The organism is Clavibacter sp. MX14-G9D (assembly GCF_032917815.1).
Classification (GTDB): Bacteria; Actinomycetota; Actinomycetes; order Actinomycetales; family Microbacteriaceae; genus Clavibacter; species Clavibacter michiganensis_K.
On record NZ_JAVCVL010000096.1, the window covers coordinates 1 to 9657 of the forward strand.

General features: G+C 74.3%; 10 protein-coding genes. 4 read left to right on the forward strand and 6 right to left on the reverse strand.

Annotated features, from left to right (window positions below; translation table 11 throughout):
- Nucleotides 1-149: 149 nt before the first annotated feature.
- The 3 genes from sufU to Q6969_RS09155 form a co-directional block, all read right to left on the reverse strand.
- On the reverse strand, nt 150-590 hold the full coding sequence (gene sufU / locus Q6969_RS09145; protein ID WP_317230154.1) for a Fe-S cluster assembly sulfur transfer protein SufU: 441 nt from the start codon (nt 588-590) through the stop codon (nt 150-152).
- Nucleotides 587-1894, reverse strand: a complete 1308-nt coding sequence (locus tag Q6969_RS09150) for a SufS family cysteine desulfurase (RefSeq protein ID WP_317230155.1) — start codon at nt 1892-1894, stop codon at nt 587-589. Before Q6969_RS09150 ends, sufU begins: the two co-directional genes overlap by 4 nt.
- 92 nt (nt 1895-1986) lie before the next feature.
- A complete protein-coding gene (locus Q6969_RS09155) occupies nt 1987-3381 on the reverse strand; it encodes an MFS transporter (RefSeq protein WP_317230156.1) in 1395 nt (464 codons plus the stop codon).
- A 58-nt stretch (nt 3382-3439) separates the two neighbouring features.
- Between Q6969_RS09155 and Q6969_RS09160 the strand changes: the two genes are divergently transcribed.
- Nucleotides 3440-4186, forward strand: a complete 747-nt coding sequence (locus tag Q6969_RS09160) for an aminoglycoside phosphotransferase family protein (protein ID WP_317230157.1) — start codon at nt 3440-3442, stop codon at nt 4184-4186.
- A 42-nt stretch (nt 4187-4228) separates the two neighbouring features.
- Here Q6969_RS09160 and Q6969_RS09165 read toward each other — a convergent pair whose 3' ends face one another.
- Together Q6969_RS09165 and Q6969_RS09170 are read right to left on the reverse strand one after the other, a co-directional pair.
- Nucleotides 4229-4657, reverse strand: coding sequence for an NUDIX hydrolase (locus tag Q6969_RS09165; protein WP_317230158.1), 429 nt, complete (start codon nt 4655-4657; stop codon nt 4229-4231).
- On the reverse strand, nt 4654-5169 hold the full coding sequence (locus Q6969_RS09170; RefSeq protein ID WP_317230159.1) for a MarR family transcriptional regulator: 516 nt from the start codon (nt 5167-5169) through the stop codon (nt 4654-4656). The genes Q6969_RS09165 and Q6969_RS09170 overlap by 4 nt, the downstream gene beginning before the upstream one ends.
- A 228-nt stretch (nt 5170-5397) precedes the next feature.
- Between Q6969_RS09170 and Q6969_RS09175 the strand changes: the two genes are divergently transcribed.
- From Q6969_RS09175 to Q6969_RS09185, 3 genes are all read left to right on the forward strand, one after another.
- Complete coding sequence (locus Q6969_RS09175; RefSeq protein WP_104291155.1) at nt 5398-6060, forward strand: hypothetical protein; 663 nt, start codon at nt 5398-5400, stop codon at nt 6058-6060.
- Nucleotides 6061-6148: 88 nt separating this feature from the next.
- On the forward strand, nt 6149-7297 hold the full coding sequence (locus tag Q6969_RS09180; protein ID WP_317230160.1) for a S26 family signal peptidase: 1149 nt from the start codon (nt 6149-6151) through the stop codon (nt 7295-7297).
- 14 nt (nt 7298-7311) lie between these two features.
- Nucleotides 7312-8241 (forward strand): LamG domain-containing protein, encoded by a 930-nt coding sequence (locus Q6969_RS09185; protein WP_317230161.1) that lies wholly within the window; start codon nt 7312-7314, stop codon nt 8239-8241.
- A 101-nt stretch (nt 8242-8342) separates the two neighbouring features.
- On the opposite strand, the gene Q6969_RS09190 is transcribed toward Q6969_RS09185, so the two are convergent.
- Complete coding sequence (locus tag Q6969_RS09190) at nt 8343-9320, reverse strand: nuclear transport factor 2 family protein (RefSeq protein WP_317230162.1); 978 nt, start codon at nt 9318-9320, stop codon at nt 8343-8345.
- Between the last annotated feature and the right edge of the window lie 337 nt (nt 9321-9657).

Sequence of the window (9657 nt, forward strand, 5' to 3'; positions counted from 1 at the left end):
CGGCCCGTCGACCCGCGCCCGATGGCACCGACGCCGGGACCGTCACCGGCACGCGCGATCCCGCTCCGTCCTGAGGGCCCGGCGGCCCCGGATCGGCGCGCGTGGCCGGCCGGCGTCGGCGTCCGATGACCGCCGCCGGCCCTCGCGCGTCAGCGTCCGGCCAGCGCCTCCTCGAGGGCGGTCCACGGCAGGATGGCGCACTTCACGCGCCCCACGTACCTCGCGACCCCGTCGAGCGCGACCGCGTCGCCGAACGCCTCCGGGTCGAGCTGCAGGGTGCCGCGTCCCCGCATCACGGCGCGGAACTCCGCGATGCGCTCGAGCACCTGGGGCACGGGCGCGCCGTCGACGACGCCCACGAGCATCGAGGCCGACGCCTGCGAGATGGCGCAGCCCCGCCCCTCCCATCGCACCTCGGCGACCCGGTCGTCCTCGACGCGGATCCCGAGGGTCACCTCGTCCCCGCACGTCGGGTTCACCTGGTGCGCCCGCAGCGCCCAGCCGCCGGTGGCGCCGCGGCCCTCGGGGGTGCGCGAGTGGTCGAGGATCAGCTCCTGGTAGAGCCCGCCGGAGCCCGCGGCGGCGGTCACCGTCCCACCCCGAAGAAGGCGACCGCGTCCTCGACGCCCTGCAGGAGGAGGTCGACCTCGGCGTCGGTCGTGTACAGCGATCCGCTCGCCCGGGTGGACGCGGTGAGCCCGAGCCGGCGGTGGAGCGGCTGCGCGCAGTGGTGCCCGACGCGCACGGCGATCCCGCGGTCGTCGAGGATCTGCCCCACATCGTGCGCGTGCACCCCCGCGAGGTCGAACGCGGCGAGGCCCACCCGGTCCCGGCCGGCGCCCGGGCCGATCACCCGCACGCCGCGGATCCCGGTGAGGCCCTGCACGAGGCGCTCGCCGAGGCGGCGGCCGTGCTCCCCGACCCGGTCCATGCCGACCGCCTGGAGGTAGTCGACGGCGGCGCCGAGCGCCACCACCTGGGAGATGCGCTGCGTGCCCGCCTCGAAGCGCTGCGGCGGCGGCAGGAACTCCGCGGACTCCATGGTGACGGTCGTGATCATCGACCCGCCGGTGAGGAACGGCGGCAGCGCCTCCAGCACCGCACGGCGCCCGTAGAGCACGCCGATGCCCGTCGGCGCGAGCATCTTGTGGCCGCTGAAGACGGCGAGGTCGACGTCGAGCGCGCGCAGGTCCACCGGCAGGTGCGGCACCGACTGGCAGGCGTCGAGCACGACGAGCGCCCCGACGGCGTGCGCCCGCGCCACGACGCCGGCGAGCGGCGCGACGGCCCCGAGCACGTTGGACACGTGCGCGAGGGCGACGACGCGCGTCCGGTCGGTGATCACGTCGTCGAGCGCGTCGAGGAGGAGGGCGCCGTCGTCGTCGACCGGGATGAAGCGGAGCAGGGCACCCGTGCGGCGCGCGAGCTGCTGCCAGGGGATGAGGTTGGAGTGGTGCTCCGACTCGGTGACCACGATCTCGTCCCCGGCCCGCACCCGGATGGCGTCGGGCGCGCTCGCCTCGCCCAGCCCGTGCGCGACGAGGTTGATGCCCTCCGTCGCGTTGGAGGTCCAGACGATCTCGCCCGCGTCGACGCCGACGAACCGCGCCACCTTCTCGCGCGCCTCCTTGAACTCCTCCGTCGCGAGCGCCGCGAGGGTGTGCGCGCCGCGGTGGACGGCGGCGTTGCGGTGCTCCAGGTAGGCGCGCTCGGCGTCCAGCACGGCGCGCGGCTTCTGCGAGGTCGCGGCGGAGTCGAGGTACACGAGCGGGTGCCCGTTCACCTCCGTGTCGAGCAGGGGGAAGTCGCGGCGGAGGGCGGCGATCTCGTCGCCGGTCAGTCCGGCGGGTCGCGCCGGTCCGGCCGCGGGGACGTCGTGCGGTGCGGTCTGCATCCGACCACTCCACCCGCAGCGGGCCTCCGGCGCAACACCGTGACGATCCCGGCGCGTCGCGGGCGGGCGGGCGCCGGGCGGCGCGACCCGCCTCAGGCCGCGCGCGCGTCCGCGCCGCGCACCCGCGTCATGAGCACGAGGCCCGCGAGGAGCACGATCACGATGCCGATGATCCCGAAGCGCGTGTCGCCCGTGATCGCGACGGCGATGCCGAAGAGGCCGGGCGCGAGGAACGACACCGCGCGTCCGGTGGTCGTGTAGAGGCCGAACATCTCGCCCTCGCGGCCCGCGGGGGAGATGCGGGCGAGGAACGTGCGGCTCGACGACTGCACCGGTCCCACGAACAGGCAGAGGAACAGGCCCGTCGCCCAGAAGCCGGCCTTCGCGTCGCCGACGGCGAGCACCGCGGATCCGCCGACCACCAGGCACGCGAGCGAGACCAGGATGACGGGCTTCGCGCCGAAGCGGTCGTCGAACCATCCGGCCGCGAACGTGCCGATGCCGGCGACCACGTTGGCGGCCACGCCGAACAGCAGCACCTCGGTGGTGCTGAAGCCGAAGACCTGGGCGGCGATGATCGCCCCGAACGTGAACACGGCGGCCAGCCCGTCGCGGAACACCGCGCTCGCGAGGAGGAACACGAGCACGCGCGGCGACTCCCGGTAGAGCTCCGCGATGCGGCGGAAGAGCACGCGGTACGACGCGACGACCCCCTGCCGCGCGCGCCCGGGCGCCGACGGGATCTCGGGCACGCCCACCAGCACCGGGATCGAGAACACGGCGCACCAGATCGCGGCCACGAGGATCGCGATGCGCACGTCGAGCGCGCCGCCCTCCGCCCCCGACGGCAGGCCGAGGAGCCCGGACGCGCCGGGCGTCCCGAAGTCGAAGAGGAAGAGGCCGAGCAGCAGCGCGAGCAGCACGATGCCGCCCACGTAGCCCATGCCCCAGCCGAGGCCGGACACCCGGCCGACCGTGCGCGGGGTGCTCACCTGCACGAGCATCGCGTTGTAGTTCACGCTCGCGAACTCGAAGAAGACGTTGCCGGTGGCGAGCAGCGCGGCGCCGAGCCACAGGTAGGAGGGCACGGGCTCCACCAGCACCATGCCGAGCATGGCGAGCACCACGACGCCCGTGTTCACGCCGAGCCAGAGGCGGCGCCGACCGGATCCGTCGGACCGCTGCCCGAGCACGGGCGCGAGCAGCGCGATGAGGAGGCCCGCGATGGTGAGCGCGAGCGAGATGACGCCGGAGGTGTCGGCCTTCGCGGCGACGAGCGCGGGGTTCCGGTCGTCGTCGCCCGCGGCCGCGACGATCGCGGGATCCACGAACAGGCTGCTGGCGAGGTAGGTGCTGAAGACGAAGGTGGTGACGACCGCGTTGAAGGCGGCGGATCCCCAGTCCCACAGCGCCCAGGCGGCGACCCGTCGGCGGGGTGGGACGGTCTCGTCGGGCGCGTGCTCGCCCGCGGGCGCGGTGGTGCTCATGCTCGCAACCTAGTCGGTGGACGTGTCGCGCCCGGGGCGGGCGGCCTAGCCTGGCCGGATGGACGGACCCCTCGCCGGCGGCAACATGAACAGGGTGGAGCGCGAGGGCGGCACCGTCCTCCGCGACGCCGGCCCCTGGACCCCGACCGTGCACCGCTACCTGCGGCACCTGGCGCTCGCGGGCGTCGTCGGGATCCCCGAGCCCCTCGGCGTGGAGGACGGCCGCGAGCGGCTGACCTTCCTCGAGGGCGACGTGCCCGTGTACCCGCTGCCCGCCTGGGTCTGGACCGACGACGTGCTCGAGCAGGCCGGCCGCCGCCTCCGCGAGCTGCACGACGCGAGCGTCGGGTTCGCGCTCGACGGCGCCGTCTGGCAGTCGCCGACGAAGGTGCCCGCGGAGGTCATCTGCCACAACGACTTCGCGCCGCACAACCTGGTGTTCGCCGACGGCCGCCTGACGGGCGTGATCGACGTCGACATGTGCTCGCCCGGGCCGCGCATCTGGGACCTGGCGTACCTCGCCACGCGGGCCGTGCCGCTGTCGGGGTCGGCGCAGGACGGCGCCCCGGGCATGGACGACGCGCGTCGCCGCGTAGCCCTGCTGCTCGGCGCGTACGGGTCCGACGCGTCCTTCGCCGACGTCCTGCGCGTCGCGATCCTGCGCCTCCACGACCTCGCCGCGGTCTCGATCGCCACGGCCGACGAGCTCGGGAAGCCGCACCTGCGCGACGACGCCGCGTACTACTCGGCGGACGCCGCGTTCCTCCGCGGGATCCTCGACGCCGAGCCCGAGCGGGCGCGCTAGCCCCCCGCTCGCCGGGCCGCGCCGCGCCCCGCGCCGCCACCTTCAGCCGCGCGGCAGCCGCCCCGCGACCTCCCGCAGCACGTCGCGGTCCTCGTAGGCCAGCTCCATGCCGACGGCCTCGTCCACGGGGAACCACGCGACCCGCTGTCCCTCGGTGAGCCGGATGTCCTCGGCCGCCACGTCGAGCCGCGCGGTGAACGTGTGCTCCACGCCGTAGGAGCGCGTCCGGCTCATCAGGTGCACGACGTCCGCGGCCGGGATGCGCGCCCCGAGCTCCTCCTCGACCTCCCGGACGATGCACGCGAGCGGGGTCTCGGGCGCCTCGAGCATCCCGCCGGGCAGCGCCCACATGCCGGGGAAGGGGATGGCGGGGATGTCGTCCCGCAGCTGCAGGAGGATGCGCCCGGCCGCGTCGACGAGCACCACCTGGCACCCCTCGGGCGGGGCGGCCGCGGGGTCCGTCGTGCTCATGCGCGCGCGGATCCGGCCGCGTCCGGCCCGTCGAGCGTGTGCGCGGTCATCGCGATCGCGGCGCGCGCGATGTCCTCCGCCGTCTCCTCGGTGCCGAGGGACGGCGAGGCGTGCAGCGCGGCGGCGGCGGCGGCGCGGTAGTCGTCGGTCATCCGCTCCAGCGTCGCGCGGCCGGCATCGGTCAGCTCGAGGAAGACGCTGCGGCGGTCCCGCGGGTTCGGCACGCGGTCGAGGTGCCCGGCGCCGACCAGCCGGTCGATCACGGCGGTCACGGCACCCGTGCCCATGGAGATCTCGGAGGCCAGGAGCTTCGGGGTCATGCGGCCGAGGTCGCCGACCACGCTGATCACGGTCAGGTCGGTCACGTTCACGCCGATGTCCTGGGCGATCCGGGTGCGCAGGTGGCGCTGGGCGGTCTCGACCATGTGCAGCGCGTTCGCCAGGGACTCCACGGCCGTCGGGTCCACGGCCGTGGACTCGTCGGGGCGGGAGGCGGTTCTCTCCGGGGTCATCGTCGGGCGTCCCTGTGTCGGGGGATCCGGGCGGATCCCGAGGCGGTCCAGCGACTGTAACGCGCGCTCGCGGCCCCCTATCCCCCCTCGACGCGCGATGGCCCCCGCAGTGGGGGGATTGCACTATTCCCGAGTAGCTGTACATTCGAGTTACTTGCAAGGCGAGTCACCGATCTTCTCCTCGGGGGCTCTCACAGCCCCCTTCCATCCCGATCCAGGAGCCAGAACATGTCGCACCACATCGCCCCCGCCGCCAAGACCCGCCGCGTCCGCTTCGCCCCCCTCGCCATCGCGACCGGCGTCGCCGCAGCCGTCCTCCTCTCCGTGTCGATGTCCGGCACGCTCTCGGGCTTCGTCGCCTCGATCACCAACAGCAACAACACCGCCGCCTCCGGCACGCTCGTCATGCAGGAGTCGCAGACCGGCGCCAACGGCACCCCCACCGTCACCTGCCTGAGCACGAGCGCCACGGGCGGCGTCGACTCCAACGCCGCGACCTGCTCCACCATCAACAAGTTCGGCGGCTCGACCACGATGATCCCCGGCCAGACGGTCACCAGCGTCGTGAACATCAAGAACGTCGGCACCTCGAACGCCGCGACCTTCACGCTCACCCCGGCCGCCGCGTGCCTGCAGACGAAGAACGGCGCCGTCAACGGCTCCGCCACCGACTTCTGCTCCAAGCTCAACGTCGTCATCACCTCCGGCGGCACCAACGTCTTCTCCGGCACCGCGGCGACCCTCGCCGGCTCGCCCGCCAAGACGCTGACCGCCCTCGCCGCCGGCGCCAGCAGCGACTTCACCTTCGCCGTCACGCTCGACGCCTCCGCCGGCAACACGTACCAGGGCCTCGGCGCCTCGCTGCCCCTCACCTGGACCTTCGCCAGCTAGTCCCCGCACGACCCCGCACGACCCCGCGGGGCCGCCACCGGCGGCCCCGCTCCATCCATCCGTCAGCCCCTGACACGGGAGGTGCACCATGACCGACATCCAGGACCGCGCGAGCACCACAGCGCTCCGCGACCTCGAGCTCGACCTCGAGCTGGACATCGTCACGGAGGACGCGCACCTCGACCCGACCGCCCCCGTCCTCCCCGCGCGCGGCGCGACCCGACGCGCCGCGCGCACCTCCCGCTCCTTCCGCCGCCGCACGATCGCGATGTGGGCGGCCACCGTCCTCCTCACCGCCCTCGTCGCCGCGACGCTCCTGTTCCAGGCCTCCGGCGGCCGCTGGTTCGTCGTGCAGACCCCGTCGATGGGCACCACGGCCCCCGTCGGCACGCTGCTGCTCACCACCCCCGTCCTCCTCGAGGACGTCCAGGTCGGCGACGTCGTCAGCTTCCACCCCTCCACCACCCCGGACGAGACCTACACGCACCGCGTCATCGCCGTCGACGCCGACGGCCTCACCACCCAGGGCGACATCAACGGCGCCGTCGACCCGTGGAAGACCGACCAGACCCACCTCATCGGCGAGGCGACCACGATCCTCCCCGGCCTCGGCTGGCTCGCGAAGGGCCTGCCCCTGTTCCTCGCCGGCCTCGTGATCGTCATGATCCTCACCCGCCTCATCTCCTCGCCCACGCACCGCGCCTCGATGCGCATGCTCGGCACCTCCCTCGTCGCGACGCTCGTCGTGTTCGTCCTGCGCCCCTTCGTCGCCCTCGTCGTCCTCGACGCCGTCACCCGCGGCGACGACGTGCAGGCCAGCATCGTCAACACCGGCCTCCTCCCCATCCGCGTCGCCGTCGAGGGGGGCACGAGCACCACCCTCGTCGCCGGCCAGGTCGGCGAGGTCACCGCCCCCGTCGGCGAGACCGGCCAGTTCCACGACATCGCCACCACCCTCGACCTGCCGCTCTGGGGCTGGATCCTCTTCTACGGCCTCTGCGCCGTCCCCCTCCTGTACACGCTCATCGTCGGCCTGCCCGCCGAGCGCGAGGAGCGCGTGCTCGCCGTCGCGGTCGTCGATCCCGAGGCCGTCGGGGAGGACGCCGCAGCTGCGGACGCCGCGGCCGCCCTCGAGGCGCTGGCCCTCGCCGCCGCGACCGGGCAGACTGTCCCCACGGACGTCTCGGGGGAGCCCGACCGCCTCGAGCCCGCGTCCTCCGCGGCCGCCGGGCGATGAGCGAGGGGGATCGCATGGGACTCGCCGACCGCGTCCGCCGCCGCACCGCAGCGCTCCGGCCCGCGGGCCGACGCCGCCCCCGCGCCGCCGCGGTCGCCGCCTCGGCCGTCGCCGTGGTCCTGGGCGCGGTGCTGCTGCTCGCTCCCGGCACGAACGGCGCCTACACCGCGTCGATCCGCAACGACAACAACAGCGCCGCGTCGTCCGCCGCGTACTTCACCTGCTCGAGCGCCTTCGCGGCCGACAAGGCCAACGCCCTGTTCGCCTACCCGCTGAACGAGGCGAGCGGATCCCGTCAGGCCGCCGACATCGCGTCCGGCGCCTACCCGGGCACGTTCCGGCCCCTGCCCCTGCTGACCACCCAGCCGACCACCATGGTCAGCGACACGTCCACGGCCGCCGGCCGGGCCTGCCCGCGCGACCCCGGCGGCGCGTACGTCCTCGACGGGAACGACTTCGTCACGAACTCGCTGCAGGCGGCAGCCCCCGCGACGTTCAGCACCGAGGTGTGGTTCAAGACCACGGTCCGGGGCGGGAAGCTCATCGGCTTCGGCAACTCGGCGACCGGGTCCTCCTCGGCCTACGACCGCCACACCTACGTGGCGACCACGGGCCAGCTGGTCTTCGGCACCTACAACAACGGCAACTACCAGACCCTGACCAGTCCGGGCGTGGTCGCCGACGGCGCCTGGCACCACATGGTCTCCACCATGTCGCCGACCGGGGGCATGACGCTCTACGTCGACGGCGCCCGGGTGGCCGGCAACACGGCCTTCACCGCACCGGAGGCCAACTCCGGCTACTGGCGGATCGGCTACGACAACACGTCGGGCTGGCCGAACGCCGGCAGCAACTACTTCGTCGGCAGCATGCGCTTCGCCGCCGTCTACAGGACCGCCCTCACGCCCGCGCAGGTCCAGGCCCACTACGTCGCCGGTCGCTGACGAGGCGGCCAGGCGGTGCCCCGGCATCGCGCCGTCGCACCGTCCCGTCGCGCCTCGGCGGTGAGCCGCACCCGGCGGCGCGCCGCGGTGATGCGCGCAGATCAGCGCGCGGGTACCACGTCCCAGTGCTCGCGGATGAGGCCGTCGTCCACGCGGAAGACGTCGGCGGCCAGGAACGGGTCGCCCGCCTGGGCGTCGACGGCCTGGGAGAAGGTCCAGACCAGGTCGCCGTCCGCGAGCGAGATGACGGACTGCTGCGCCGGGAACCGCGCGCCGCCGCTGAAGAGCTGCTTCAGCGCCGCCGTGCCGTTCGGCGCGACGGGGTTGTGCTGCAGGTACGCGGAGTCGAAGGAGCGGTCGAGGACGCTCACGTCCCGATCCCGGAAGAGGGCGTCGTACGCGCCGACGGCCAGCCGGCGGTCCGCCTCCTCCTGCTGCTCCGTCGGCCGGGGCGCGTCCGGTGCGCCCACGTAGAGGTCGCTGAACATCGTGTTCGCGTTGCCGCTGGCGGGGGTCCCCTGCGCGATCGCCTGGTCGAAGGACCAGCGCTCGGTGACCTTCCCGTCCGCGAGGCGGAAGAGGTCGACCGCGGCCTCGCCCGTCCGCTCGTCGGCGGGGTCGGAGGCGACCTGCCAGTGGACGGCCACGAGGTCGCCGTCGGCGGCGGTGCGCTTGACGACGGCCTGGGCGCCGGGGACGCGCTGGTGCGCGGCGGCGAACTCGGCGAGGAGCCCGTCCGGTCCTGCCGCGGCGCCCGCACCGTGCGCGACCGCGTCGGGGGAGACGGCGGCACGGGCCGCCTCCTGCGCCTCCGCGGAGGCCGGATCCGGGAACGCCGCCGTGAGGAGCGTGGAGATCACGTCCGCGTTGCGAGCCTCCGCGGCGGAGTCGCCGCGGTCGGCCGTGGTGCCGCCGTCGCCGGCCTTGCCGGTCGTGGCGACGGCGGAGGTCGCGTCGGGGGTGGAGCCGGGGGCGGCGGAGGGCGATCCCGCGGCGGAGCAGCCGGCGAGGACGACGACCCCGGCCAGGGCGGCGGCGCCGCGGGCGATCAGGGGGACAGGGTTTCGTTGAACTCTCATGCAGACACGGTGGGGCCTCCGGCTGGGAAGACCAGCTGTGCATGGATCGCGCGCTCATCAGCGATTCCTGGTACGTCGCGCGCTCCACGCCGACCTGGCGCCGACGGGAATCGCCGCGCCGCCCGCCCGTTGCCGCCTCCGTTCCGAAGGCCATGCACCGGGTCCGAGTCACCCGGCAGGGGCCCCCTCGCCGCGCATGCGAGGGGGCTTCCCTGTGCCCGGGGAAAGGCGCCGGACGCACGACGAACCGCCCGGCGTCGAGGGCCGGGCGGTTCGTGTGGTGCGTTGCCGGCGTGTGCCGGGTGGGTGCTACTTGGTGTTGACGGTGATCTTCGCG

Excerpts from the sequence above, each read along its gene's own strand:
- Q6969_RS09150 (WP_317230155.1), bottom strand. The coding sequence starts at position 1,894 with ATGCAGACCGCACCGCACGACGTCCCCGCGGCCGGACCGGCGCGACCC.
- Q6969_RS09165 (WP_317230158.1), bottom strand. The coding sequence starts at position 4,657 with ATGAGCACGACGGACCCCGCGGCCGCCCCGCCCGAGGGGTGCCAGGTG.
- Q6969_RS09190 (WP_317230162.1), bottom strand. The coding sequence starts at position 9,320 with ATGAGAGTTCAACGAAACCCTGTCCCCCTGATCGCCCGCGGCGCCGCC.
- Q6969_RS09170 (WP_317230159.1), bottom strand. The coding sequence starts at position 5,169 with ATGACCCCGGAGAGAACCGCCTCCCGCCCCGACGAGTCCACGGCCGTG.
- Q6969_RS09175 (WP_104291155.1), top strand. The coding sequence starts at position 5,398 with ATGTCGCACCACATCGCCCCCGCCGCCAAGACCCGCCGCGTCCGCTTC.
- Q6969_RS09160 (WP_317230157.1), top strand. The coding sequence starts at position 3,440 with ATGGACGGACCCCTCGCCGGCGGCAACATGAACAGGGTGGAGCGCGAG.
- Q6969_RS09180 (WP_317230160.1), top strand. The coding sequence starts at position 6,149 with ATGACCGACATCCAGGACCGCGCGAGCACCACAGCGCTCCGCGACCTC.
- Q6969_RS09185 (WP_317230161.1), top strand. The coding sequence starts at position 7,312 with ATGGGACTCGCCGACCGCGTCCGCCGCCGCACCGCAGCGCTCCGGCCC.
- Q6969_RS09155 (WP_317230156.1), bottom strand. The coding sequence starts at position 3,381 with ATGAGCACCACCGCGCCCGCGGGCGAGCACGCGCCCGACGAGACCGTC.